This is a genomic window from Streptomyces sp. NPDC052107, assembly GCF_040680215.1.
Lineage (GTDB): Bacteria > Actinomycetota > Actinomycetes > Streptomycetales > Streptomycetaceae > Streptomyces.
This window is the reverse complement of the sequence record NZ_JBFAWG010000012.1, coordinates 138,806-162,141: the sequence shown is the minus strand read 5'-3', so window position 1 is coordinate 162,141 and position 23,336 is coordinate 138,806. Positions and strand designations below refer to the sequence as shown.

The window sequence follows — 23,336 nt, the reverse complement described above, 5'->3', positions numbered from 1 at the left end:
CAGCTGATCTACCCACGAGTAGCATCCTGGCCATGGCAGACACGCAGCAGGTTGACGCGAGGGCCGAGCGCAAGGCCGCGAAGCTCGCCCGGGAGATCAGCGCCTTCGCCAAGGCCCACGGCGGCGCCGAGGGCCAGGTGGCCCACATCGGCGAGCGCGGCGCCCGCATCGTCCTCGTCGGTGAGGACGGCGGCTGGGGCGACCTGGTGGCGCCCAGCACCGAGATCGCCGAGAAGGCCGTCGAGAAGTCCGGCATCACCGTCCACGAGTCCTTCGACGGCGAGTTCGCGGCGAAGGTGAAGACGGGTTCGTACGAGTGGAAGCGGATGGCCGGCATTCAGATCGGCGGCTGAACAGCGCGCCCCGAAGGGCGCTCGGCTCGGCCATGTGGGCGCGAGCAACCACAGACGGCCGGCAGCCGCCGATGAACCCCCAGTCCCGAGCTGAGCCGCGACCTCAAACCCCGTTCACCCGTTAGGACGTGTAAGGCAGCACGCGTCCAAACGGGGAGTCCGGATGATCGAAACGCCGTCCCTCGTGGACCAGTACTGCCACGGCGTACTGCGAACAGAGCTGGGCCTCGGCACCTTCGAGGCCCAACTCGCCCGCACCGAGGGCCCACCCGCACCCGGCACCACCCTCTTCGACACCCAGACGGGATTCGCCGTACGGCGCTGGTGCCCACCCCTGCTCGGCCTGGAGCCGCACTGCCCGCCCGCCCGCTATCTGGCCCGGCGCCGGGAACTGGGCGTCCTGGAGGCGGGCCGCAGACTGCTGCGCGGCAGCGGCATCACCACCTACCTCGTCGACACCGGCCTGCCCGGCGACCTCACCGGCCCCTCCGAGCTGGCGTCCACGGGCGATGCCGACGCCCGCGAAATCGTGCGGCTGGAGCAGCTCGCGGAGCAGGTCGCCGACACCTCCGGCACCGTCGAGTCCTTCCTCGCCAACCTCGCCGAGTCGGTGCACGGCGCCGCCGCGAACGCGGTCGCCTTCACCTCCGTGGCGGGGCTGGGACACGGCCTGGCGCTGGCGCCTGAGCCGCCGGGTCCGGGGGAGGTACGGGGCGCGGCGGGCCGCTGGCTGGCCGGGCGCCGGGTCGGCGGGCCGCTCACGGACCCGGTGCTGCTGCGGCACCTGCTGTGGATCGCCGTGGCCTCGGGCCTGCCGCTCCAACTGCACGCCGGACTCGGCGAACCGGCCTCCCGCATCGACCGCACCGACCCCGTGCTGCTCACCGACTTCGTGCGGGCCACGGCGGGCCTCGGCACCGACCTGGTCCTGCTGCACGGCTATCCGTACCACCGCCACGCCGCCCATCTGGCCGGCGTCTTCCCGCACGTCTACACCGACTCCGGCGCCGCGCTCGTGCGCACCGGCGCCCGCGCGGCCACCGTCCTCGCCGAGATCCTGGAGCTGGCGCCCTTCGGCAAGATCCTCTTCTCCACGGGCGCCCATGGCCTGCCCGAGCTGCACGTCGTAGGCGCCCGGCTGTTCCGCGAGGCCCTGGCGCGGGTCCTGGGCACCTGGGTCGCCGAGGGCGCCTGGTCCCTGGAGGACGCCCAGCGGGTGGCCCGGATGATCGCGGCGGACAACGCGCGCCGCGTTTACGGACTCGGATCAGCCCGGTGAGCCTCGGGACCGTACGCAGGTGGTGCAACTCCACCGGCGGCTGGGCGACGAACTCCTCGCCGGACTGCTGACCTCCGCCCACCGTCGCTACGACGACGAATCCGCCCCGGCCGCCGAGGACCGACTCAGCCGCCGATGAACCCGGAGTCGCGAGCTGACCCGCGCCTACCCCGGCCGGCGGTCGACGCGCTGGTCACCGCCTACGGGTGACTCACGCGCGCGTGCCCACCGTCACCTCGGCCGAGGGACCCGGCAGGTCCAGGGTGGCCTCCGGGCGTTCGCGGAGGGCCAGCAGGACACGCAGGACGCCGATCCACACGAGGCAGGAGCCGAGCATGTGCAGGCCCACCAGCACCTCGGGCAGGTGGGTGAAGTACTGCAAGTAGCCGATCACACCCTGGCCGAGCAGGATCAGGAACAGATCGCGGGTGCGGGCGAGCGGCCCCTTCGGCGCGTCCACCGCCTTCAGCACGAACCACAGCGCGAAGGTCAGCGTCACCACGATCCAGGCGAGCACCGCGTGCAGCTTGGCCACCGTCTCCCAGTCGATGGGGATCCGTTTGACCTCGCTGGAGTCACCCGCGTGCGGACCGGCTCCGGTCACCACCGTGCCGACGGCGATGAGCAGCAGGGACGCGGCCACCAGGAACCACACCAGCTGCTGCACGGCCTTGCCGACCAGCGGCCGGGGCGCGCCGTCGCCCTCGCGGGTGCGCTGCCACATCACCGCGGCGACGGTGGTCAGCGCCGTCGCCAGCAGGAAGTGGGCCGCGACCGTGTACGGGTTGAGGCCCACCAGCACGACGACGCCGCCGAGGATCGCGTTGCTCATCACCAGCCAGAACTGCGCCCAGCCCAGCCGGGTCAGGCTGCGCCGGTACGGCTTCTCGGAGCGGGCGGCGATGATCGCCCAGCCGACCGCGGCGCACAGCACGTACGTCAGCATCCGGTTACCGAACTCGATCGCGCTGTGGTAGCTCAGCGCGGTCGTCGGGGTCAGCGAGCCGTCGGTGCACTCCGGCCAGGTCGGGCAGCCGAGGCCGGAGCCGGTCAGGCGTACGGCGCCGCCGGTGACGACGATGACCACCGACATCACGAGCGCGGCGAGGGCCGCCCGCTGGACCGTCCTCGGGGTCGGGGTCCAGCGTTCGGCGATGAAGGCGAGCGGGTTGCGCACGGCCGCTGCGGCGTCGGCGGGGTTCAGCTTGGGCACGCGCACCATCGTAGGCCGCCGCTTGTGCACGCTTTCACGAGGGTCCACCGTGCGGGCTCACTCCCAGCGGAAGAACTTCCCTGCGGCGGCCAGCCCGACGACCGCCCACACCGCCAGGATCCCCAGGTCGCCCCAGGGCATCCCGGCGCCGTGCTGGAGCACGTCCCGCAGGCCGTCCGACAGCGCGGAGATGGGAAGCAGCCCGAGGACGGCCTGCGCGCCCGAGCCGAACTTGTCCAGCGGCACGATGACGCCGCCGCCGACGAGCAGCAGCAGGAAGACCAGGTTGGCGGCGGCCAGGGTCGCCTCCGCCTTCAGCGTGCCCGCCATCAGCAGGCCCAGGCCGGAGAAGGCCGCCGTACCGAGGACGAGGAGGAGCACGACGGCGGCCGGGTTGCCGCGCGGGGACCAGCCCAGCGCGAACGCGATCGCCGTCAGCAGGATCACCTGCAGGACCTCGGTGACCAGCACGGACGCGGTCTTCGCGGTCATCAGGCCCCAGCGGGGCAGCGGCGAGGAGGCGAGCCGCTTGAGCACGCCGTAGCGGCGCTCGAAGCCGGTCGCGATGGCCTGCCCGGTGAACGCCGTCGACATCACGGCGAGCGCCAGGATGCCGGGGGCGAGGAAGTCGACCGCCTTGCCCTTGCCGGTGTCCACGATGTCCACCGAGCTGAAGAGCACCAGCAGCAGGGTCGGGATGACCACGGTCAGCAGCAGCTGCTCGCCGTTGCGGAGCAGCATCTTCGTCTCCAGGGCCGCCTGGGCCGCGATCATGCGGGGGAGCGGCGCCGCACCCGGCTCGGGGGCGTAGGTACCGGTTGCAGTCGTCACGAGCGCAGCTCCTTGCCGGTCAGCTCCAGGACGTGTCCTCCCGGGAGCCGCTGAATCTGACTGCGGCTCCGCCGCGGGCCGGACCCCCGGCCGATCTCCGTGTGAGCCGGAATCATGAGCGCAACTCCTTGCCCGTGAGCTCCAGAAAGACGTCCTCCAGCGTGTGCCGCTCCACCGAGATCCGGTCCGGCATCACTCCGTGCTGGGCGCACCAGGAGGTCACGGTGGCCAGCAGCTGCGGGTCGACCTTGCCGGCGACCCGGTAGGCACCCGGGGTGAGCTCGGCGGCCGTGCAGTCGGCCGGGAGGGCCTTCAGCAGGGAGCCCACGTCGAGGCCGGGGCGGCCGGTGAAGCGCAGGGTGTTCTCGGCGCCGCCCTTGCACAGCGCCTCCGGGGAGCCCTGGGCGATGACCCGGCCGCCGTCGATGATCGCCACGTCGTCGGCGAGTTGTTCGGCCTCGTTCATGTAGTGGGTGGTGAGGATCACCGAGACGCCGTCGGCGCGCAGGTCCTTCACCAGGTCCCAGGTGGCCCGGCGGGCCTGCGGGTCCAGACCGGCCGTCGGCTCGTCCAGGAACACCAGCTCCGGGCGCCCGACGACGGCCATGGCGAGCGCGAGACGCTGCTGCTGGCCCCCGGACAGCCGCCGGTAGGAGGTCCGCCCGCAGCTGCCCAGACCCAGCCGCTCGATCAGGGCGTCCACGTCCAGCGGGTGCGCGTGCAGCTTCGCGACGTGCCGGAGCATCTCGTCGGCCCGGGCGCCGGAGTACACGCCGCCGGACTGGAGCATCACGCCGATACGGGGACGCAGCTCGGCGGACTGTCGTACGGGGTCGAGGCCCAGGACGCGCACCGTGCCGGAATCCGGCTTCCGGTACCCCTCGCAGGTCTCGACCGTGGTCGTCTTCCCCGCCCCGTTGGGACCGAGGACGGCGGTCACGCCCGCCCCGGCCACCAGGTCGAGGCCGTCCACCGCGGTCTTCGTGCCGTACCGCTTCACCAGGGCCTGGACCTCGATGAGCGGGTGCGACGCGAAGCGTCTCCTTGAAGGGTGGTGGTCGGGAGACGGGTGGGCGGGCTCACTTCGCATGAATCCAGAGTCTAGGGAGAGGCCGGACCGCTCAGGCGCGGGGGTGCGGGAAGTCCTCCGCACGGGGTTCCCGCGGGCCGGGCTACTCCTCGCGGGGCCGGTGCAGCGGCAGCCACCGCTCGGCATAGGCCACCGCGTCCGCCACCGGGAACAGCCGTGCGTCCGCCGCGCCGACCTTGCCGCGTACGACGGGCCGGTCCCGCTCGAAGTCGTGGCCCAGCTCGTCGAACCGGTCGGAGTCGATCGACACCTCGATCACCGTCTCCCAGCCGCCGCCGGGAGCGGGCCGCCCGACCGCCACCAGCGGCGCGGGTATCCGGTACTCGGCCAGGTGGAAGCTGGTGCAGGAGTCGTAGCCCGCGCCGAGCAGCAGGACCCGGGCGCCCAGCTTCTCCAGCCGGGCCAGCGGGCTGTGCTCGCCCAGCCGGCAGTCGGGGGCGTGGCCGTCGGTGATCTCCCGGGCGCGCGGGCCGAGCGCCGCGAACGAGGTCTGCGGGTGCGTGCTGCGCAGGGCACCCGGCCAGGTCCGCACGGTCTCCGGGATCACGCCGACCCCGCGGGAGGGGGTGATCAGCGGGTCGTACGGCGGCATGGTGGCCCGGATCCGGTCCCACCACTCATGGGGCACCGGCGGCCTCGCCCACAGCACCGGGTCGGACAGCTGGGCCGACTGGGCCGGGACGACCAGGGTGCCGGACGGGCCCAGGGCGTCGAGCAGTCCCTGGACGACCGCGACGGCGCCTCCGTTGACCCAGCCGAGGGAGCTGAGCGAGGAGTGGACGAGGAGGATCTCGCCGGTCTCGACACCCAGTAGGCGCAACTGTGTGGCCAGGGTGTCCCGTGTGACAAGAGGGCCGGTCGGAGGGGGTGTCGGCATGGTTCGCGAGTCTTCCCGACGGGCCCGCGTGCCGCCACCGAATTGCCTGCTCAGGAGCGCGCCGAATGATCGATCAAAGATCGTTTCCGCAGGTCGCATTAGGTATGCCTAAGTGACGCAGGGCACCGCTCGATGATCCGGACGGCGCTTGTCAGGCTCCGAGGAATTACGCAACAATGGCGTTGTGAAAAACGTCGGCGAGGCTCGGGAGACCCCCCTGGGGGCCCCGCAGGAGGAACTCGCGACCGGTGAGCGCTCCACGCGCAACCGCGTCGCGCGCTCCATCCTGGACCACGGCCCGTCGACCGTCGCCGAACTCGCCGGCCGGCTGGGACTGACCCAGGCGGCCGTCCGGCGCCACCTGGACGCACTGGTCGCCGACGACGTCGTGGAGGCCCGCGAACAGCGTGTGTACGGCACGCGTACGCGCGGCCGCCCCGCCAAGGTCTTCGTGCTGACCGACTGCGGCCGGGACGCCTTCGACCAGTCGTACGACAAGCTCGCCGCGGACGCGCTCCGCTGGATCGCCGAGCAGGGCGGGGGGCCCGAGGCGGTCGCGGCCTTCGCCCGCGCCCGGATCGCCGCCCAGGCGAGCGCGTACCGCAAGGCGATCGAGGCCGTGACGCCCGACAAGCGCGCGGAAGCGCTGGCCAAGGCCTTGAGCGTGGACGGGTACGCTGCTACGGCGCGCAGCGCACCGGTCGGCGAGCAGCTGTGCCAGCACCACTGCCCGGTCGCCCATGTCGCGGAGCAGTTCCCGCAGCTGTGCGAGGCGGAGACGGAGATCTTCGCGGAGCTGCTGGGTACCCACGTCCAGAGACTGGCGACCATCGCGCACGGCGACGGCGTCTGCACGACGTTCATCCCCGAGACATCCACTGACGCACCTGCAAGCACGGCCGGGAGGAACCCCGCATGACTCTCCCCACGGAGACTGCCCACCCCGAACTCGAGGGCCTGGGCAAGTACGAATACGGCTGGGCCGACTCCGACGCGGCCGGTGCCTCCGCCAGGCGCGGCCTGAACGAGGAGGTCGTCCGCGACATCTCCGGCAAGAAGTCGGAGCCGGAGTGGATGACCAAGCTGCGCCTGAAGGGCCTGAAGCTCTTCGAGAAGAAGCCGATGCCGAACTGGGGCTCCGACCTCTCGGGCATCGACTTCGACAACATCAAGTACTTTGTGCGCTCCACGGAGAAGCAGGCGGAGTCCTGGGAGGACCTGCCCGAGGACATCAAGAACACCTACGACAAGCTGGGTATCCCGGAGGCCGAGAAGCAACGCCTGGTCGCCGGTGTCGCCGCCCAGTACGAGTCGGAGGTCGTCTACCACCAGATCCGCGAGGATCTGGAGGAGCAGGGCGTCATCTTCCTCGACACCGACACCGCGCTGAAGGAGCACCCGGAGCTCTTCAAGGAGTACTTCGGCACGGTCATCCCGGCCGGTGACAACAAGTTCGCCGCGCTGAACACCGCCGTGTGGTCTGGCGGCTCCTTCATCTACGTGCCGAAGGGCGTGCACGTCGAGATCCCGCTCCAGGCCTACTTCCGCATCAACACGGAGAACATGGGCCAGTTCGAGCGGACCCTGATCATCGTCGACGAGGGTGCCTACGTGCACTACGTCGAGGGCTGCACGGCGCCGATCTACAAGTCGGACTCGCTGCACTCCGCGGTCGTCGAGATCATCGTCAAGAAGAACGCCCGCTGCCGCTACACGACCATCCAGAACTGGTCGAACAACGTCTACAACCTGGTCACCAAGCGCGCCGTGGCCTACGAGGGCGCGACCATGGAGTGGATCGACGGCAACATCGGCTCCAAGGTGACGATGAAGTACCCGGCCGTCTACCTGATGGGCGAGCACGCCAAGGGAGAGACCCTGTCCATCGCCTTCGCGGGCGAGGGCCAGCACCAGGACGCCGGCGCCAAGATGGTCCACATGGCGCCGAACACCTCGTCCAACATCGTGTCGAAGTCGGTCGCGCGCGGTGGTGGCCGTACCTCCTACCGCGGTCTGATCGAGATCGGCGAGGGCGCCGCCGGGTCGAAGTCCAACGTGCTGTGCGACGCGCTGCTGGTCGACACCATCTCCCGCTCGGACACCTACCCGTACGTCGACGTCCGCGAGGACGACGTGTCCATGGGCCACGAGGCCACCGTCTCCAAGGTCTCCGAGGACCAGCTCTTCTACCTGATGAGCCGCGGCCTGTCCGAGGACGAGGCCATGGCGATGATCGTCCGCGGTTTCGTCGAGCCCATCGCCAAGGAACTGCCGATGGAGTACGCGCTGGAGCTCAACCGGCTGATCGAGCTGCAGATGGAGGGCGCGGTCGGTTAAGGCCGGCCTCCCAGCAGCGGCGGCCCGCCTCGTGGGCGGGCCGAGGATCTCAACTGACGCAGGAAAGAGAGCACAACGACAGCCATGGCTGAGGCCCAGAACATCCCGGTGGGTTCCACCACCGCCGGCTCGATCGCGGTCGCCGCGGAGTCGACCGTCGTCTCGCGCATGAGCGCGCCCCCGTCCTTCGACGTGGCGGACTTCCCGGTCCCGCACGGCCGCGAGGAGGAGTGGCGGTTCACCCCGCTGGAGCGCCTGCGCGGGCTGCACGACGGCACCGCGGTGGCGAACGGCGACGGCGTGAAGGTCGACGTCCAGGCCCCCGAGGGCGTCACCGTCGAGGCCGTCGGCCGCGACGACGCGCGGCTCGGCAAGGCGGGCACCCCGGTGGACCGGGTCGCCGCGCAGGCGTACTCCGCCTTCGAGAAGGCCTCGGTCGTGACCGTCCCGAAGGAGACCGTTCTCACCGAGCCGATCCGCATCGCGGTGCACGGCCAGGGCGGCACCGCCTTCGGCCACCAGGTGATCGAGCTGGGCGCCTTCGCCGAGGCCGTCGTGGTCATCGACCACACCGGTGACGCGGTGCTCGCCGCCAACGTCGACTACGTCCTCGGTGACGGGGCGAAGCTGACCGTCGTCTCCGTCCAGGACTGGGACGACAAGGCCGTGCACGTGGCCCAGCACAACGCGCTGGTCGGCCGGGACGCCTCCTTCAAGTCCGTGGTCGTGACCTTCGGCGGCGACGTCGTCCGCCTGCACCCGCGCGTGACGTACGCCGGCCCCGGCGGCGAGGCCGAGCTGTTCGGCCTGTACTTCACCGACGCCGGGCAGCACCAGGAGCACCGCCTGCTGGTCACCCACAACACCCCGCACTGCAAGTCCAACGTCGTCTACAAGGGCGCGCTCCAGGGCGACGACGCGCACGCGGTCTGGATCGGCGACGTGCTCATCGAGGCCAAGGCCGAGGGCACGGATACCTACGAGATGAACCGCAACCTGGTCCTCACGGACGGCGCACGCGTCGACTCGGTGCCGAACCTGGAGATCGAGACCGGCGAGATCGTCGGCGCCGGCCACGCCTCCGCGACCGGCCGCTTCGACGACGAGCAGCTCTTCTACCTGATGGCCCGCGGCATCCCGGAGCACGAGGCCCGGCGCCTGGTGGTCCGCGGCTTCTTCGCCGAGCTGGTCCAGCAGATCGGTGTCGCCGACATCGAGGAGCGCCTGCTCGCCAAGATCGAGGAGGAGCTGGAGGCTTCGGTCGCATGACCTTCGTACGCGTCTGCGGGCTGAGCGAGCTGGAGGAGGACACCCCGAAGCGGGTGGAGATCGACAGCACGCCGGTCTCGGTCGTCAAGACCGAGGGGGAGGTGTTCGCGATCTACGACATCTGCTCCCACGCGAACGTCTCGCTCTCCGAGGGCGAGGTGGAGGACTGCCAGATCGAGTGCTGGCTGCACGGCTCCGCCTTCGACCTGCGCACCGGCAAGCCGTCCGGCCTCCCGGCCACGCGCCCCGTCCCCGTATACCCCGTAAAGATCGAAGGGGACGACGTTCTCGTCTCCCTCACCCAGGAGTCCTGAGGCACCCATGGCAACGCTTGAAATCCGAGACCTGCACGTCACCGTCGAGGCCGACAACGCCACGAAGGAGATCCTCAAGGGCGTCGACCTCACCGTGAGGCAGGGCGAGACGCACGCCATCATGGGCCCCAACGGCTCCGGCAAGTCGACCCTCGCCTACTCGCTCGCGGGTCACCCGAAGTACACGATCACCAGCGGCACCGTCACCCTCGACGGCGAGGACGTCCTGGAGATGTCCGTCGACGAGCGCGCCCGCGCGGGCCTGTTCCTGGCGATGCAGTACCCGGTCGAGGTCCCCGGCGTCTCGGTCTCCAACTTCCTGCGCACCTCCGCCACCGCCGTCCGCGGCGAGGCCCCCAAGCTGCGCACCTGGGTGAAGGAGGTCAAGGAGGCCATGGAGCGCCTCAACATGGACCCGTCCTTCGCCGAGCGCAACGTCAACGAGGGCTTCTCCGGCGGTGAGAAGAAGCGCCACGAGATCCTTCAGCTGGAGCTGATCAAGCCGAAGGTCGCGATCCTGGACGAGACGGACTCCGGTCTGGACGTCGACGCGCTCCGCATCGTCTCCGAGGGCGTCAACCGCGTCCGCGGGACCGGCGAGGTCGGCACCCTGCTGATCACGCACTACACGCGCATTCTGCGCTACATCAAGCCCGACTTCGTCCACGTCTTCTCCGGCGGCCGGATCGTCGAGTCCGGCGGTGCCGAGCTCGCCGACAAGCTGGAGGACGAGGGCTACGAGGCGTACACGAAGGGTGGCGTATCCGCGTGACACAGCTGCCGGGCCTCCTCGACACCGAGGCGATCCGCAAGGACTTCCCCGTCCTGGACCGTCAGGTCCACGACGGCAAGAAGCTCGTATACCTGGACAACGCGGCGACCTCGCAGAAGCCGCGCCAGGTGCTGGACGCCCTGAGCGAGTACTACGAGCGCTACAACGCCAACGTCCACCGCGGTGTGCATGTGCTCGCCGAGGAGGCCACGGCGCTGTACGAGGGCGCGCGCGACAAGGTCGCCGCGTTCATCAACGCGCCGAGCCGCGACGAGGTGATCTTCACCAAGAACGCCTCCGAGTCGCTGAACCTCGTGGCGAACATGCTGGGCTGGGCCGAGGAGCCCTACCGGGTGGACCACGAGACCGAGATCGTCATCACGGAGATGGAGCACCACTCCAACATCGTGCCGTGGCAGCTGCTGGCGCAGCGCACGGGCGCGAAGCTGAAGTGGTTCGGCCTCACCGACGACGGCCGGCTGGACCTGTCCAACATCGACGAGATCATCACGGAGAAGACGAAGATCGTCTCCTTCGTGCTGGTGTCGAACATCCTGGGCACCGTCAACCCGGTCGAGGCGATAGTGCGCCGCGCCCAGGAGGTCGGCGCGCTGGTCTGCATCGACGCCTCCCAGGCCGCCCCGCACATGCCGCTGGACGTGCAGGCCCTGCAGGCCGACTTCGTGGCCTTCACCGGCCACAAGATGTGCGGCCCGACGGGCATCGGCGTCCTGTGGGGCCGCCAGGAGCTGCTGGAGGACCTTCCCCCCTTCCTGGGCGGTGGCGAGATGATCGAGACGGTCTCGATGCACTCGTCCACCTACGCCCCGGCGCCGCACAAGTTCGAGGCGGGCACGCCCCCGATTGCTCAGGCGGTCGGTCTCGGCGCCGCGATCGACTACCTCCAGTCGATCGGCATGGAGAAGATCCTCGCCCATGAGCACGCGCTGACCGAGTACGCGGTCCAGCGTCTGCAGAAGGTCCCGGACCTGAAGATCATCGGCCCGACCACGGCCGAGGACCGGGGCGCCGCGATCTCCTTCACGCTCGGTGACATTCACCCGCACGACGTGGGCCAGGTCCTCGACGAGCAGGGCATCGCGGTCCGCGTCGGCCACCACTGTGCGCGGCCCGTCTGCCTGCGCTACGGAATTCCTGCGACCACGCGAGCGTCGTTCTATCTGTACTCCACGCCGGCCGAGATCGACGCACTGGTCGAGGGGCTGGAGCACGTACGGAACTTCTTCGGCTGAGAGGCGTGAGCTGAAACCGTGAAGCTGGACTCGATGTACCAGGAAGTCATCCTGGACCACTACAAGAACCCTCACGGGCGTGGTCTGCGGGATGGCGACGCCGAGGTGCACCATGTGAACCCGACGTGCGGCGACGAGATCACCCTCCGCGTGAAGTACGACGGCACGAAGATCGCGGATGTCTCGTACGAGGGCCAGGGCTGCTCGATCAGCCAGGCGAGCGCGTCGGTCCTCAACGAACTGCTGGTCGGCAAGGACCTGACCGAGGCGCAGAAGATCCAGGAGACCTTCCTGGAGCTGATGCAGTCCAAGGGCAGGATCGAGCCGGACGACGCGATGGAGGTCGTCCTGGAGGACGCGGTCGCGTTCGCCGGTGTCTCCAAGTACCCCGCGCGGGTCAAGTGCGCCCTCCTGAGCTGGATGGCGTGGAAGGACGCGACGGCCCAGGCGCTGGGTGGCGCGGACGCCGAAAGGAAGACGGCATGACCGACACCGCAGAGATGAAGCCGGTCTCGGAGGAGGAACTCCGCGAGGCCCTGATGGACGTGGTCGACCCCGAGCTGGGCATCGACGTCGTCAACCTCGGCCTGATCTACGGCATCCACATCGACGACTCCAACGTGGCCACGGTCGACATGACCCTGACCTCGGCTGCCTGCCCGCTGACGGACGTCATCGAGGACCAGGCCAAGTCCGCCACGGACGGCCTCGTCAACGAACTCCGCATCAACTGGGTCTGGATGCCCCCGTGGGGCCCCGACAAGATCACGGACGACGGCCGCGAGCAGCTTCGGGCGCTCGGGTTCAACGTCTGACAGCTTCCGTACGCGCGAAAGCGGCGGCGCCTCTCACGGGTGCCGCCGCTTTCGTCTGCTCAGCCGAGCCCGTCCACCAGCAGGAACGCGGAGTCAGCGCGGTAGAGGTCGGTGTTCTGGTACGGGTCCAGCCTCAGCCGGAGGTTCTGGTGGCGCAGGAAGCGCCCGGGGTAGTTGACCGACTCCAGCATGACCGCCCCGCCGAAGGACGACCGGCGGGGGCAGAAGGTGACGTCCTGGCGGAACAGGGGTGCGCCGTCGTCGTGTTCGGCGCGGAGGAGGAAGTTCTGGTGGCGGAGGTAGCCGCCGTCTGCCGTGGCGAAGGAGTAACAGCGGCTCTCCGCAAGGCTCTTGACCACCGTGAAGGTCGCGGCCCGGCGATCGGCGGGCGAGGTGACCGGGTCGAGCCGCACGTAGTCGCCGCTGATGTGCCAGTAGCGGTCCGGGTAGTTGACGGAGCGGACGGAGGTGCCCTTCGCGGTGGGCTCGGGTGAGCTGGATGAACTTCCTTGAGGCGCCGGTGGCTTGGAGGGCGTGGACCTCGGTTCGGCGGAGGGGGAGGAGGCCGCCTGCGGTGTCACCGGAGTCGTGCCGCGCCTGCCCTTCGGGGGAGCGGTCTTACGCGCCGACGGGAGGCGAAGGAGAGCAGACCGGGGCCGTTGTCCGGGGGTGCGCCGGTCGCCTGTGGGGTGGCCGTGATGTGCGCGGGCCCGCCGTTCATGACCAATGCCGTGGCGCAGGCGATGACGACCGCGAGCGCCAGCGCGCCGGCCAGCCAGAGTCTTCGGGTGCCGGGGAACGGGAGATGTCTGCCGTCCGGCCGGTCTCCCAGGGATGGGGGGGTGTGGTCGGGCACGGGCCCGCAGATCAGTGGCCGGAGGGTCTGTAGCGAGCGTTTCTATGAAAGTGAAACTTTCTCGTCGTTCACGGGGATGTGTACGACCGTACGCATTCGTTGTGTACGCTCGTACACATGGGATATCTGACGCTCGCCGGCGCCATCGCCGCCGAGGTCGCCGCGACGACGGCGATGAAGTACAGCGAGGGGTTCAGCCGGCTGTGGCCCTCGCTCGTGACGGCCCTGGGCTACCTCGTCTCCTTCGCGCTGCTCGCCCAGACGCTGAAGACCGTCCAGATCGGCACGGCGTACGCGATCTGGTCCGGCGTGGGCACCGCGACCATCGCCCTCCTCGGTCTGCTGCTGTTCGGGGAGGGGCTGAGCGTCGCCAAGGTCGGCGGGATCCTGCTGATCATCGGGGGAGTGGTCGTGCTGAACCTTGGGGGAGCGAGCCACTGATGCCCCGCCGCTACGACCCCGACCGGCGCCGGCGCCTCATCGACGCGGCGATCCGCGTGGTCGGCCGCGACGGCATCGCCGGCCTCAGCCACCGCTCGGTCGCCGCCGAGGCGGACGTACCGCTCGGTTCCACGACGTACCACTTCGCCACCCTCGAAGAGCTGATGGTGGCCGCGCTGCGGCAGTCGAACGAGAACTTCGGCCGGGTGCTGGCCGAGCGGCTGCCGGAGGACGGTGAGGGCGATCTCGCCGCCGAACTCGCCGGCGCGCTCGGCGTGTGGCTGGGCGGCGACCGTACGGGTGTGGAGCTGGAGTACGAGCTGTACCTGGCGGCCCTGCGCCGGCCCGCCCTGCGCCCCGTCGCCGCCGAGTGGACCGAGGCCGCGGCGGCCCTGCTGGTCCGCCGCACGGACCCGGTCACGGCCCGCGCCCTGCTCGCGCTGCTGGACGGGATCTGTCTCCAGGTGCTGCTGACGGGCGGTTCCTACGACGAGGAGTACGCCCGCGGCGCCCTCGCTCGGCTGATCCCCTGAAGGGGCGCCCGGCACGTGAGACGCGGTTCGCCCTGACCACCCCGCCCACGTTAGGTTTGCCTGCATGACCGACTCTGCTTCCCGCGCCACCGGCGCCGTCGCCGCCGGCCTCGCCACCCTCGCCTCCGACGGCACCGTTCTCGACACCTGGTTCCCGGCCCCCGAGCTGGTCGAGGAGCCGGGTCCGGCCGGCACCGAGCGGCTCACCGCCGAGCAGGCGGCGGAGCTGCTGGGCGGCGGCGCGACCGCGGCGATCGGCCCGGACGCCCGACGGGGCGTCGAGGTGGTCGCGGTCCGCACGGTCATCGCCTCGCTGGACGAGAAGCCGATCGACGCCCACGACGCCTACCTGCGTCTGCACCTGCTCTCGCACCGCTTGGTCAAGCCGCACGGCCAGAGCCTGGACGGCATCTTCGGCCACCTCGCCAACGTCGCCTGGACCTCGCTCGGCCCGGTCGCCGTCAACGACATCGAGAAGGTGCGGCTCAACGCCCGCGCCGAGGGCCTGCACCTGCAGGTCACCTCGATCGACAAGTTCCCGCGGATGACCGACTACGTCGTCCCCAAGGGCGTCCGCATCGCCGACGCCGACCGGGTACGCCTCGGCGCGCACCTCGCCGAGGGCACCACGGTCATGCACGAGGGCTTCGTCAACTTCAACGCCGGCACGCTCGGCACCTCCATGGTCGAGGGCCGCATCTCCGCGGGCGTCGTGGTCGGCAACGGCTCCGACATCGGCGGCGGCGCCTCCACCATGGGCACCCTGTCCGGCGGCGGCAACGTGATCATCTCCATCGGTGAGCGCTGCCTGGTCGGCGCCGAGGCGGGCGTCGGCATCGCGCTCGGCGACGAGTGCGTGGTCGAGGCCGGCCTCTACATCACCGCGGGCACCCGGATCACCATGCCCGACGGCCAGATCGTCAAGGCCCGCGAGCTGAACGGCGCCTCCAACATCCTCTTCCGCCGTAACTCGGTCACCGGTGTGGTCGAGGCCCGCCCGAACAACGCGGTCTGGGGCGGCCTGAACGACATCCTGCACAGCCACAACTGATCACCGGCGGCCGTGACCTGCGGCCGCCTTACCGATCAACGTCCTGACCTGCTGGTTAGCTGTCGGCAGTTGTCGGCGTTGGTCATCGTTGAGCGCCCTTCCACGGCCCAAGGACGGCCTGGGAGGGCGCTCGTGCGTGAGCACCGCATGAGGAGTTCGGTCCGAGCCCGGCCGCCGTGCCGCCGGTACGGCCGTTGTCGCCGGTGCCGTTCGGGGGCGTACCGCCCGTCTTGCCGTTGCCCTGCTGGCCGCCGGTGAAGCCGCCGCCTCCGCCACCGCCGCCTCCGTCGTTGCCCTTGCGGCCGAAGACCCGGCCGAGGCCGTTGTAGCCCATGATTAGGTCTTAGGCGATGCCGTCCGTGGAGCCGCCGATGTACGGCCGTTCCGAGGCGCGCACCAGTGGACGCGGCCGCCGTCCACCAGAAGCTGGAGATCGCCAGGGCCACGCCCGCGAGCACCAGGTTCATGATCCGCTTCACGAGCTTCGGTCTGGCCGCGTACAGGTAGACCGCGAAGACTCCGGGGCCGGTGCGGAGGGCGGGGGCGCGGTGACCGTCCGGCTGGTCTACGGGGCCGGCGCCTCAAGGGGCCCGTCCCAGGGCCGGCAGGGCTGTCACGGGGCTGGGCACCGGGCTGGCCTGGGCGGGACGCGACCTATATCAAGATCATTTGCGGGTGTCAAGTCACGACATCCAGTGGCGTGACGACGCATGACCCGTTCGGGCTTACTCGAAAGACGACCTCACCGATCCGGAGTGAGGCTCATCCACCGAAAGAAGGACAGTCGTGTTTCGAACGAGTAAGAGGATCGCCAAGGTCGCGGCCATCACCGTAACCGCCGCAGGGGCACTCCTGGGCGGCGGCGCTGCCGCCCAGGCCGCAACCGCCACGACGCACGCCCCCACCGTGGCAAGCGTCAGCAGCTGGGGCGGCTGGGGCGACGACAGCTGGGGTCACCACGGAGGCTGGGGTGGCTGGGGTCACGACGGAGGCTGGGGCTGGTGCCACCACGGAGGCTGGGGTGGCTGGGGCTGGGACAGCTGGGACAGCTGGGGGTAGCCGACCCGGGGCAGGCGGCGCCGACGCTGCCCTGACCCCCGTGGCACCCCGAGGCGGCGCCTGACCAGCCACGAGGAGCCCCCGGTCAGATCGCCAAGGCCCGGGCGCGGGTGCGGCAGACACATCTCAGGTGTGAGAGCACCGCACCCGCGCGCCCGGTGCCGGGCACAGGCCCAGCCCCCTTCTGTGGCCTCGGGTGCGCACCGACCCACAGGCACCAAGACCCAGCCCACCGAGTCAACCCGGAGACTCAACCCAGGGAAGAGGAACCCATGCGACCACTACTCCAAGGACCCGACCGGCAGGGGACGCCGGCCGGGGCCGCCCTTCCGCCGCTGGGCGGCCCCGATCCGACACCGACCGCGCACCAGGGTGCCGCAGCCGCGATGCGGCCGCCCGGCCGTGCGGCCAGAACGGGACACGCCATGAAGATCGTGTGCGTCGGCGGTGGACCGGGCGCGTTGTACTTCGCGATCTCGGCCAAGCGCCGCGATGCCGGCCATGACATCACCGTCATCGAACGCGACCCGCCGGGGGCCACCTACGGCTGGGGCGTGGGGTATGGGGACGACCTGCTCGACCACCTCTACCGCAACGACCCCGACAGCGCCCAGGCGGTGCGTGCGGCCTCGGCCGTGTGGCAAGACCACGAGGTCCGCCGCGGGGAACAGACCGCGTATCTGGGCCGGTACGGCTACAGCATCGCCCGCGCCACCCTGCTCGACATCCTCACCCGACGCGCAACCGAGCTGGGGGCGGATGTCCAGCACCGCCGCAAGGTCGACGACCTGGCCGAGCTCGCCGACGCCGACTTGATCGTCGCCTGCGACGGGGCCAACAGCCGGGTGCGCCAGTTGCACGGCGACCACTTCGGCACCCGCCTGAAAGTCGGCCGCAACCCCTACATATGGCTGGGCACCGACAAGGTGTTCCCCCGCTTCACCTTCGCCTTCGAACCGACCCCGGCCGGGTGGATCTGGTTCTACGCCTACCCCTCGAGCGCGGGAATCAGCACCTGCGTCGTCGAGTGCGCCCCAGAGACCTGGCGGGGGCTGGGGCTCGATACGCTCGACACCGCCGACGGTGTGCGGTTGTTGGAACAGATCTTCGCCTCCGCTCTGGACGGCCACGCGCTGCTTGGCCAGTCCCGGGGGGAACCGGCACGCTGGCAGCACTTCACCGAGGTACGCAACGCCACCTGGTGCCACGACAACGTGGTGCTGCTGGGGGATGCCGCCCACACCACCCACTACACCCTGGGCTCGGGCACCCGGCTGGCGCTGCTGGATGCGATCGAGCTCGCGCACAGCCTCTATACGGAGGCAGAGCTGCCTGCCGCTTTGCAGGCCTACGACAAGCGCCGCCGGGCCGCGCTCCATCCCGTGCAGGCCGCGGCCCGCACGAGCATGGCCTGGTTCGAGCATCTCGGCCATTACCTTGAGCAGGATCTGGTGGACTTCGCCTACGCGATGTCGGTACGGCAGGGCGCCCAGGCGCCGTGGCACTACCAGCTGCACAGGGCCACCCAGGTCCCGGTGCTGCGCCGGGTACGACGGGAAGCCAACAGGGGCCTGCGGAAGTATCTGGCGCTGCGGCGCGGGGAGACGGCCCTCGGCACGGGCAGCGCCACCAGGAGGGCCACGACCACGGCGGCCCTGGCGGCACCCGGCGGGGCACCAGCAGTGACGGCACCGGACAGGGCAGCCCCGGCAACCTGGACCACCGAACTTGTCGAGCCGTAATTCCTCATTCCTCCTGATGAATTTTCGGCCGGGCCGACTCGATGCAAAACCCCGAAGGGCACGAACCCCACCGCAGTGCCTTTCCTCATCCCTCGCGATGCGGCCGCCCCGGCGCACGACGAAAATTCACCAACCCGTGCGCCGGGCCGAAAACCCTGCACCCCCGGAAAGAAAAAACCCATGAGCACTCACTCATGCACCCATCACCCGGTGCCCGCGGCGGCCGTACCCGCCCAGGGCTTGCCACCGAGACAGCCCAGGCCGGCACTCCGTTCCCGGTTCTTGTACACCGCCCTCGCTGCCACCGCCGTCGTCTTGACCCTGGCCCCCGCAACGGCACTAGCCGCGCCCCCCTCCGGGGGGCTTGCCCCCTCCGTAGGGTCCCGGCCCGGTCTGAGCGTTGCGACGATCGAGGCGCTGCCCGGCTCCTCCCGGGCCGACGTGCCCAGTCCCAGCGCGATCGCGCGGGTGATGACCACGACCGTCGAGACAGGCGAGCCCTCGGAACATTTCGCGCCGTCCAGCGCCCCGGTCACGGTAGCGGACGGGTCCGGCGGTTATCTGACCGCGGTGATCGGCACCCGTTCTCCGAGCGTAGACGGGTACGGGCAACTGGTCTTTTTCTGGCACGGCACGACGTTTGTCGGCTGGGACAGCAGCGGCGAAAGCCTGGCCATTCAAGCCATCACTCCCGGAAAACCGGGTACCATCCGAGTCACCTACGCCCATTACGGGCCCGATGATGGATTGTGCTGTCCCTCCCTGCCCGCGGTCACGATCGAATACCGGTGGAATGGGCACGGCTTCACCCCCTCAGGGATGCCACCAAAACGCGGAGAGGAAGCGGCGGTGAGACTGGAGGGTACCTGAACCCGGATTCACCGGCTTGGTGCCTGCGGATGGTTTCTCCGGAAACGAGGAAGCGCCTTGTGACCTGCGATGATGGGAGTTCTTCACGCTTCCGGTACGCACGATCGGCAAGGCACTTCCGAGATGGCAATCTTCCCATGCCGCGGCGAGGGTCTCCGCACGGTTCGATGATCCGAATCTGGTCGGCTACGGCGGGCCGGCCTCGGTGGTGCGGCCGGCCGAGCGGTGCGGACTGCCCGCGCTCGTCGGCGAGCACGTCGGGCTGCCGGCCTCGAAGGACGGCATCGGCCTTCCCGGCGGCGAAGGTGATGTCGCTGGTCGGCGGCATGGTCGCCGGGCGGACAGCATCGATGACATGGACCGGCTGCGGCACGGCGGGCTGCCGAGGCTGTTCGCCGGGGTGCGGGCCCCCTCCACGCTGGGTTCCTTCCTGCGGTCCTTCAGCCACGGGCACGTCAAGCAACTGCACGCGGTGGCCCGCCGGTTCCTGCCCGCTCTGGCCGCGCGTACCCCGCTGCTGCGAGGCGCCGAGGAGTTTGAGGGTGGTCGCCTTCTCCTGTACCGGTGGCGTCCCACCTTCCCCAACCCACCACCCTCCCCAGCTCCCATCCCGTCCGCCGTGGACCCACACACCGTGGAGCGGGCGTGGTTCCTGGCGTCCAGGTGGAGCGCGCCACTGTACGAACGACCTGGACGCCATGGGCCGCGTCTGCTCGGCTCTGCCTGGGTCGATGGTGGACGGGATGGGAGCCCCCGCGCACGCCACGACGGACCCGCAGTCGCAGACGGCGCCCCTCCATCCCGGTGCCGGCCGATCCCCCGCCGGAGGCAGGAGCGTCGCCCGCAGCGGAGCCGGGAGCGCGCCCGGCGGAGCAGAGCGCAGCCGGGCTGGATGAAGCAGGGAAAGTTCTACCGCGCGCTCGTCACTCGCCGTTGAGATCCGGCTGAGAGTCCGACACGAAGCGCCCTTCACCGCGCGGTGAAGGGTGCTCCGTCATCCGGACGGAGCCGCCGCGAACTCCCGCAGCGCCGCGAAGTCGTCCTCGCGCAGGCCGATCCTCGGGTTCACGTGATGGAGCAGGGCGGATCCGGGATGGTGCGTGCTGACGTACCGGCCGTCGGCCGCGCTCTGCTCGTCGTCCACCCAGGCGAACGGGCGGCCCCCGGTGTACGCCACGATCGCCTCCGTCTTCCAGTGCACGCCGTCGGGCCGCTCGGCGAACAGGCCCGTGCCGAAGTCGACGTACGGCAGCTCGGGCAGGCCGACGACCGGGGCGATCCAGACGTTGGCCTCGGCCGTCCACGTCGTCGCCCAGACCAGTTCGTAGCCGAGCCGGAGCAGGGCCGGACCGTGGTCCGGGTTCAGCCACACCCGCAGCGGGCGTCGGGAGAACACAGGCACCCGGATCGTCGTATAGCCCGCGGGCCGGCGTTCCGCCTTGGCCGCGTAGGGGTTGAGGGGGCCGTCGACGTCCAGGAACAGCAGGGGGCGGTTCACGGGGACACCGTACGGCAGGACAGACTGCCGGCCCGCCCGGATTTTCTTGCGGGTGTGAGGCATAGCGGGCGGTGGCTGCGCGCGTCAGGAGGGATGTAGGGCCCCCGACGACGAGGGGCCCGGGGGAAAGAGAAGGTGACGATGGATGCCGAAGCGCAGGAGAGCTTCCGGGAGTTCGTGGCCGGCAGGTCGTCCGCGCTGCTGAAGACCGCCGTCCTGCTGACCGGCGGCGACCGGCACGCCGCCGAGGACCTGCTGCAGAACGCGCTGGTCAAGGCGGCCGGACGATGGCAGCGGATCGACGAGCCGGAGGCGTACGTACGGCGGATCCTGTACCGGCAGCAGATCAGCCGCTGGCGGCTGAAGTGGCCGCGGCGGGAGGTGACCGTCGCCGAGCTTCCGGAGGACGCCGTGGCTTCGGACGCGTCCGGCGCCGCCGAGCTGCGGCTCGTGCTGCGTACGGCCCTGTCCCGGCTCACCGCCCGCCAGCGCACCGTGCTGGTGCTGCGGTACTTCGAGGACCTGCCCGAGGCCGACGTGGCCCGGATCCTGGCCTGCTCCGTGGGCACCGTACGGTCCACCACCCATCGCTCCCTGGCCAGACTCCGTGAGCTGGCCCCCGAGTTGGCGGCACTGGACCCCGGCCGGCAGCAGCCGTCCCGTGACTTCTCGCCCGTGGAGGTGCGCCCGTGAACGTCGAGGAACTCGTGCGCGACGCGCTGCGGGAACAGGCCGAGCGGCAGCCGCCGGCGCCGGCGGGATTCGCCGACCGGGTGCTGGGCGCCCGCAGGCGCCGCCGTAACCGCCGGCTCGCGTCCGTCGCCGTGGCCACCGCCGCCGTGGTGGCCGTCGGTGTCGGGGTGCCGCTGCTGGACTCCGGCGGCCGGAAGGACGTACGGCCGTCCGGTGTGCTGGACTCCCGTGACGTCAGCGCGCATCCGGACCAGGGGCCGCCGCGTGAGCTGGTCGCGGCGGGGCGGTCGGTGCTGGCCGCGTACTACACGGTGAAGGTGGTGCCGCGGAGCGCCGACCGGGCGATCGGCGAGCGCACGTACTGGCTGCTGAACCAGAGGACCGGCCGGTACGAGAAGGACGACCGGTGGTCGTTCGTGGCCGTCGCCCCGGGCCTGCGGACCGCCGCCGTGCTGGAACGGCAACTGCCCGCCGCCCGGATCGGACTGCTCGACCTCGCGACGGGGGAGGTCGAGCGGTGGATCCCGGTGTCGCACGGCGTCGGGGGGCTCGCCTTCTCGCGTGACGGCCGCAGGCTGGTCGCCACGACGTACACGGAGAACCCCGACGGGTTCGAGAAGGCCATGGACGGGCGGACCGGCCGCTCCCACTGGGTGCCGCGCTTCGAGTCCCTGTCCCGGACCGGCTTCGAGATCCTGGACGTGGCTTCCGGCCGGGGAACCTGGGTCGCGGTTCCGCAGGGCCGCGAGTTCCTCGGCCGGGAGGACTTCGCCTTCAGCCGCGCCGGTGACCTGCTGTACGCGCGGATCGTGGGACCCCGCGACGGCATGCAGCAGTTCTACGACTTCACGGGCCGGAAGGTGCCCGCGCCCGCGAACGAGGCCCACCTGAGGTCGGACGTCGGCGCCCGGCTGTCCCCGGACGGGCGGCTCGCCGCCTGGGGGCTGGTGGCGGAGCCGCACCACACGTCGTACTCCTCGATCCTCGATCCGCTGACCGGCAGGGAGATCATCCGGGTGCGCGGCTCCCATCTGCTCGCCTGGGCGGACGACGAGCGGCTCATCGCCTGGGAACGGGACCCCGATGTGGAGCGGTACCGGCCCCGGCTGGTGCTGGTCACGATCGGCAGCACCAAGGTCGTCCCGCTCAGCGGTTTCCAGGAGCCGAACGACGGCTACGGCGACCGGGACTGGGAGCCGGTGTTCGCCGACCGCTGATCAGATCGTCGTGAGCGCCTCGTACTGCGCCAGCAGCCCGTCGGCCGCCTCCGGGCCGGCGGGCAGCAGCGGGGCCCGCACCGGGCCCGAGGGCCGGCCGAGGCGGGCGAGCAGGGCCTTGGCGGTGACCGTGCCGGGCAGGCCCGCGCCCATCATCGCCTCGATCAACGGCGTGGCCCGCAGCTGGAGTTCGGCCGCCCGGGCGGTGTCACCGGCGTCGAAGGCGTCCAGGATCGCGGCGATCTCGGCGGGGACGGCGTTGGCGACCGTGCTCACACAGCCCGCCGCGCCGACCGCGTGCAGCGCCAGTACGTGCTCGTCGCAGCCCGCGTAGTACGCCAGGTCCGTGTGGGCCAGCACCCTCTGGGTGCCGAGGAAATCGTAGGAGCAGTCCTTGACCGCCACGATCCGCGGGTGCGCGGCGAGGCGGATGATCGTCTCCGGTTCGATCCGGGTGCCGGTGCGGCCCGGGATGTCGTAGAGCATCACGGGCAGCCCGCTCGCGTCGGCGACCGCGCGGAAGTGCGCCTCCACCGCCTCCTGCGGCGGCCTGCTGTAGTACGGCGTCACCACCAGCACGCCGTCGGCGCCCGCCTTCTCGGCCGCCAGGGCCAGCTCGACGGTGTGCCGGGTGTCGGCACTGCCGACGCCCGCGACCAGGGGCACCCGGTCGCCGACCGCCTCCCGGACCGCCGCGATCAGCTCGGTCTTCTCCGCGTCCGTGGTGGTGGGCGACTCGCCCGTGGTGCCGCTCAGCACCAGGCCGTCGCAGCCCTCCGCCACCAGCCACGCGGCCAGCTTCCGGGCACCGTCCAGGTCGAGGGCGCCTTCCGCGGTGAACGGCGTGATCATCGCGCAGAGCGTGCGGCCGAAGGGGCGGGTGGTGGTGCGTGAGGTTGTCATACGGGTAGTGTCGGCACGACCTCGGTGAAGCTCTACTTAATTCTCCTACAAAGTATTGCTAAGCATTGCT

General features: G+C 70.7%; 25 protein-coding genes and 2 pseudogenes. 19 read left to right on the top strand and 8 right to left on the bottom strand.

The genetic code is table 11. From position 1 onward, the window contains the following. Positions 1-32 precede the first annotated feature (32 nt). A complete protein-coding gene (locus tag AB0M27_RS16595; RefSeq protein ID WP_356304339.1) occupies positions 33-353 on the top strand; it encodes a hypothetical protein in 321 nt (106 codons plus the stop codon). A gap of 163 nt (positions 354-516) precedes the next feature. Beyond that, the gene (locus AB0M27_RS16590; protein ID WP_365722236.1) at positions 517-1,632 is read left to right on the top strand and encodes an amidohydrolase family protein; all 1,116 of its coding nucleotides are present in this window, start codon (positions 517-519) and stop codon (positions 1,630-1,632) included. A 211-nt stretch (positions 1,633-1,843) separates the two neighbouring features. Here AB0M27_RS16590 and AB0M27_RS16585 read toward each other — a convergent pair whose 3' ends face one another. The 4 genes from AB0M27_RS16585 to AB0M27_RS16570 form a co-directional block, all read right to left on the bottom strand. After that, on the bottom strand, positions 1,844-2,854 hold the full coding sequence (locus AB0M27_RS16585; RefSeq protein WP_365722349.1) for a COX15/CtaA family protein: 1,011 nt from the start codon (positions 2,852-2,854) through the stop codon (positions 1,844-1,846). 48 nt (positions 2,855-2,902) lie between these two features. Beyond that, complete coding sequence (locus AB0M27_RS16580) at positions 2,903-3,619, bottom strand: ABC transporter permease (protein WP_365722347.1); 717 nt, start codon at positions 3,617-3,619, stop codon at positions 2,903-2,905. Positions 3,620-3,788: 169 nt separating this feature from the next. Next, the gene (locus AB0M27_RS16575; RefSeq protein WP_365722234.1) at positions 3,789-4,766 is read right to left on the bottom strand and encodes an ABC transporter ATP-binding protein; all 978 of its coding nucleotides are present in this window, start codon (positions 4,764-4,766) and stop codon (positions 3,789-3,791) included. An 82-nt stretch (positions 4,767-4,848) separates the two neighbouring features. After that, the gene (locus tag AB0M27_RS16570; RefSeq protein ID WP_365722232.1) at positions 4,849-5,643 is read right to left on the bottom strand and encodes an AAC(3) family N-acetyltransferase; all 795 of its coding nucleotides are present in this window, start codon (positions 5,641-5,643) and stop codon (positions 4,849-4,851) included. 184 nt (positions 5,644-5,827) lie between these two features. Here AB0M27_RS16570 and AB0M27_RS16565 point away from each other — a divergent pair, with 184 nt between their 5' ends. The 8 genes from AB0M27_RS16565 to AB0M27_RS16530 all read left to right on the top strand — a co-directional run bounded on the left by AB0M27_RS16565 (position 5,828) and on the right by AB0M27_RS16530 (position 12,403). After that, positions 5,828-6,562, top strand: coding sequence for an ArsR family transcriptional regulator (locus AB0M27_RS16565; protein ID WP_365722230.1), 735 nt, complete (start codon positions 5,828-5,830; stop codon positions 6,560-6,562). Further along, entirely contained in the window at positions 6,559-7,980 is a 1,422-nt protein-coding gene (sufB, locus tag AB0M27_RS16560; RefSeq protein ID WP_365722228.1) for a Fe-S cluster assembly protein SufB, read from the top strand. Before AB0M27_RS16565 ends, sufB begins: the two co-directional genes overlap by 4 nt. Positions 7,981-8,064: 84 nt before the next feature. Beyond that, positions 8,065-9,249: a Fe-S cluster assembly protein SufD gene (gene sufD / locus AB0M27_RS16555; RefSeq protein ID WP_365722226.1), complete on the top strand. Its 1,185-nt coding sequence runs from the start codon at positions 8,065-8,067 to the stop codon at positions 9,247-9,249. After that, on the top strand, positions 9,246-9,563 hold the full coding sequence (locus AB0M27_RS16550) for a non-heme iron oxygenase ferredoxin subunit (RefSeq protein WP_228624096.1): 318 nt from the start codon (positions 9,246-9,248) through the stop codon (positions 9,561-9,563). Before sufD ends, AB0M27_RS16550 begins: the two co-directional genes overlap by 4 nt. A 7-nt stretch (positions 9,564-9,570) precedes the next feature. Beyond that, on the top strand, positions 9,571-10,335 hold the full coding sequence (gene sufC, locus AB0M27_RS16545; RefSeq protein ID WP_365722224.1) for a Fe-S cluster assembly ATPase SufC: 765 nt from the start codon (positions 9,571-9,573) through the stop codon (positions 10,333-10,335). Further along, entirely contained in the window at positions 10,332-11,588 is a 1,257-nt protein-coding gene (locus tag AB0M27_RS16540; RefSeq protein ID WP_365722222.1) for a cysteine desulfurase, read from the top strand. The genes sufC and AB0M27_RS16540 overlap by 4 nt, the downstream gene beginning before the upstream one ends. Before the next feature lie 18 nt (positions 11,589-11,606). Continuing rightward, a complete protein-coding gene (sufU, locus tag AB0M27_RS16535; RefSeq protein WP_365722220.1) occupies positions 11,607-12,074 on the top strand; it encodes a Fe-S cluster assembly sulfur transfer protein SufU in 468 nt (155 codons plus the stop codon). Next, positions 12,071-12,403, top strand: a complete 333-nt coding sequence (locus tag AB0M27_RS16530) for a metal-sulfur cluster assembly factor (RefSeq protein ID WP_103812962.1) — start codon at positions 12,071-12,073, stop codon at positions 12,401-12,403. The genes sufU and AB0M27_RS16530 overlap by 4 nt, the downstream gene beginning before the upstream one ends. Before the next feature lie 59 nt (positions 12,404-12,462). On the opposite strand, the gene AB0M27_RS16525 is transcribed toward AB0M27_RS16530, so the two are convergent. Beyond that, complete coding sequence (locus tag AB0M27_RS16525; protein ID WP_365722218.1) at positions 12,463-12,984, bottom strand: AbfB domain-containing protein; 522 nt, start codon at positions 12,982-12,984, stop codon at positions 12,463-12,465. A gap of 392 nt (positions 12,985-13,376) precedes the next feature. Between AB0M27_RS16525 and AB0M27_RS16520 the strand changes: the two genes are divergently transcribed. From AB0M27_RS16520 to dapD, 3 genes are all read left to right on the top strand, one after another. Next, positions 13,377-13,700, top strand: coding sequence for a multidrug efflux SMR transporter (locus tag AB0M27_RS16520; RefSeq protein ID WP_365722216.1), 324 nt, complete (start codon positions 13,377-13,379; stop codon positions 13,698-13,700). After that, on the top strand, positions 13,700-14,233 hold the full coding sequence (locus tag AB0M27_RS16515; RefSeq protein WP_365722214.1) for a TetR family transcriptional regulator: 534 nt from the start codon (positions 13,700-13,702) through the stop codon (positions 14,231-14,233). The genes AB0M27_RS16520 and AB0M27_RS16515 overlap by 1 nt, the downstream gene beginning before the upstream one ends. Before the next feature lie 64 nt (positions 14,234-14,297). Continuing rightward, a complete protein-coding gene (gene dapD, locus AB0M27_RS16510) occupies positions 14,298-15,284 on the top strand; it encodes a 2,3,4,5-tetrahydropyridine-2,6-dicarboxylate N-succinyltransferase (RefSeq protein WP_365722212.1) in 987 nt (328 codons plus the stop codon). Positions 15,285-15,534: 250 nt separating this feature from the next. Here the strand turns inward: dapD and AB0M27_RS16505 are convergent. After that, positions 15,535-15,808 (bottom strand): annotated as a pseudogene (locus AB0M27_RS16505) (hypothetical protein); the annotation flags it as partial. A gap of 262 nt (positions 15,809-16,070) precedes the next feature. Between AB0M27_RS16505 and AB0M27_RS16500 the strand changes: the two are divergent. The 4 genes and pseudogenes from AB0M27_RS16500 to AB0M27_RS16485 form a co-directional block, all read left to right on the top strand. Beyond that, positions 16,071-16,343, top strand: coding sequence for a hypothetical protein (locus AB0M27_RS16500; RefSeq protein WP_365722210.1), 273 nt, complete (start codon positions 16,071-16,073; stop codon positions 16,341-16,343). Positions 16,344-16,615: 272 nt separating this feature from the next. Continuing rightward, entirely contained in the window at positions 16,616-18,085 is a 1,470-nt protein-coding gene (locus AB0M27_RS16495) for an FAD-dependent monooxygenase (protein ID WP_365722208.1), read from the top strand. 471 nt (positions 18,086-18,556) lie between these two features. After that, positions 18,557-18,955, top strand: a complete 399-nt coding sequence (locus AB0M27_RS16490) for an LppP/LprE family lipoprotein (protein WP_365722206.1) — start codon at positions 18,557-18,559, stop codon at positions 18,953-18,955. Positions 18,956-19,242: 287 nt separating this feature from the next. Next, a pseudogene (locus tag AB0M27_RS16485) lies at positions 19,243-19,475 on the top strand (IS1380 family transposase); the annotation flags it as partial. 474 nt (positions 19,476-19,949) lie between these two features. Here AB0M27_RS16485 and AB0M27_RS16480 read toward each other — a convergent pair. Beyond that, on the bottom strand, positions 19,950-20,453 hold the full coding sequence (locus tag AB0M27_RS16480; protein WP_365722204.1) for a hypothetical protein: 504 nt from the start codon (positions 20,451-20,453) through the stop codon (positions 19,950-19,952). Between the two features lie 141 nt (positions 20,454-20,594). On the opposite strand from AB0M27_RS16480, the gene AB0M27_RS16475 reads away from it, so the two are divergent. After that, positions 20,595-21,146, top strand: coding sequence for a SigE family RNA polymerase sigma factor (locus tag AB0M27_RS16475; RefSeq protein ID WP_365722202.1), 552 nt, complete (start codon positions 20,595-20,597; stop codon positions 21,144-21,146). After that, entirely contained in the window at positions 21,143-22,363 is a 1,221-nt protein-coding gene (locus AB0M27_RS16470; protein ID WP_365722200.1) for a WD40 repeat domain-containing protein, read from the top strand. Before AB0M27_RS16475 ends, AB0M27_RS16470 begins: the two co-directional genes overlap by 4 nt. Here the strand turns inward: AB0M27_RS16470 and dapA are convergent, their stop codons facing one another. Beyond that, on the bottom strand, positions 22,364-23,266 hold the full coding sequence (gene dapA / locus AB0M27_RS16465; RefSeq protein WP_365722198.1) for a 4-hydroxy-tetrahydrodipicolinate synthase: 903 nt from the start codon (positions 23,264-23,266) through the stop codon (positions 22,364-22,366). Positions 23,267-23,336 lie beyond the last annotated feature (70 nt).

What these genes read in the sequence shown, in the direction of transcription:
- AB0M27_RS16595 (WP_356304339.1), top strand. Translation starts at nt 33, where the DNA reads ATGGCAGACACGCAGCAGGTTGACGCGAGGGCCGAGCGCAAGGCCGCG.
- AB0M27_RS16590 (WP_365722236.1), top strand. Translation starts at nt 517, where the DNA reads ATGATCGAAACGCCGTCCCTCGTGGACCAGTACTGCCACGGCGTACTG.
- AB0M27_RS16585 (WP_365722349.1), bottom strand. Translation starts at nt 2,854, where the DNA reads ATGGTGCGCGTGCCCAAGCTGAACCCCGCCGACGCCGCAGCGGCCGTG.
- AB0M27_RS16580 (WP_365722347.1), bottom strand. Translation starts at nt 3,619, where the DNA reads ATGATCGCGGCCCAGGCGGCCCTGGAGACGAAGATGCTGCTCCGCAAC.
- AB0M27_RS16575 (WP_365722234.1), bottom strand. Translation starts at nt 4,766, where the DNA reads ATGCGAAGTGAGCCCGCCCACCCGTCTCCCGACCACCACCCTTCAAGG.
- AB0M27_RS16570 (WP_365722232.1), bottom strand. Translation starts at nt 5,643, where the DNA reads ATGCCGACACCCCCTCCGACCGGCCCTCTTGTCACACGGGACACCCTG.
- sufB (WP_365722228.1), top strand. Translation starts at nt 6,559, where the DNA reads ATGACTCTCCCCACGGAGACTGCCCACCCCGAACTCGAGGGCCTGGGC.
- sufD (WP_365722226.1), top strand. Translation starts at nt 8,065, where the DNA reads ATGGCTGAGGCCCAGAACATCCCGGTGGGTTCCACCACCGCCGGCTCG.
- AB0M27_RS16550 (WP_228624096.1), top strand. Translation starts at nt 9,246, where the DNA reads ATGACCTTCGTACGCGTCTGCGGGCTGAGCGAGCTGGAGGAGGACACC.
- sufC (WP_365722224.1), top strand. Translation starts at nt 9,571, where the DNA reads ATGGCAACGCTTGAAATCCGAGACCTGCACGTCACCGTCGAGGCCGAC.
- AB0M27_RS16530 (WP_103812962.1), top strand. Translation starts at nt 12,071, where the DNA reads ATGACCGACACCGCAGAGATGAAGCCGGTCTCGGAGGAGGAACTCCGC.
- AB0M27_RS16520 (WP_365722216.1), top strand. Translation starts at nt 13,377, where the DNA reads ATGGGATATCTGACGCTCGCCGGCGCCATCGCCGCCGAGGTCGCCGCG.
- AB0M27_RS16515 (WP_365722214.1), top strand. Translation starts at nt 13,700, where the DNA reads ATGCCCCGCCGCTACGACCCCGACCGGCGCCGGCGCCTCATCGACGCG.
- dapD (WP_365722212.1), top strand. Translation starts at nt 14,298, where the DNA reads ATGACCGACTCTGCTTCCCGCGCCACCGGCGCCGTCGCCGCCGGCCTC.
- AB0M27_RS16495 (WP_365722208.1), top strand. Translation starts at nt 16,616, where the DNA reads ATGCGACCACTACTCCAAGGACCCGACCGGCAGGGGACGCCGGCCGGG.
- AB0M27_RS16490 (WP_365722206.1), top strand. Translation starts at nt 18,557, where the DNA reads ATGACCACGACCGTCGAGACAGGCGAGCCCTCGGAACATTTCGCGCCG.
- AB0M27_RS16475 (WP_365722202.1), top strand. Translation starts at nt 20,595, where the DNA reads ATGGATGCCGAAGCGCAGGAGAGCTTCCGGGAGTTCGTGGCCGGCAGG.
- dapA (WP_365722198.1), bottom strand. Translation starts at nt 23,266, where the DNA reads ATGACAACCTCACGCACCACCACCCGCCCCTTCGGCCGCACGCTCTGC.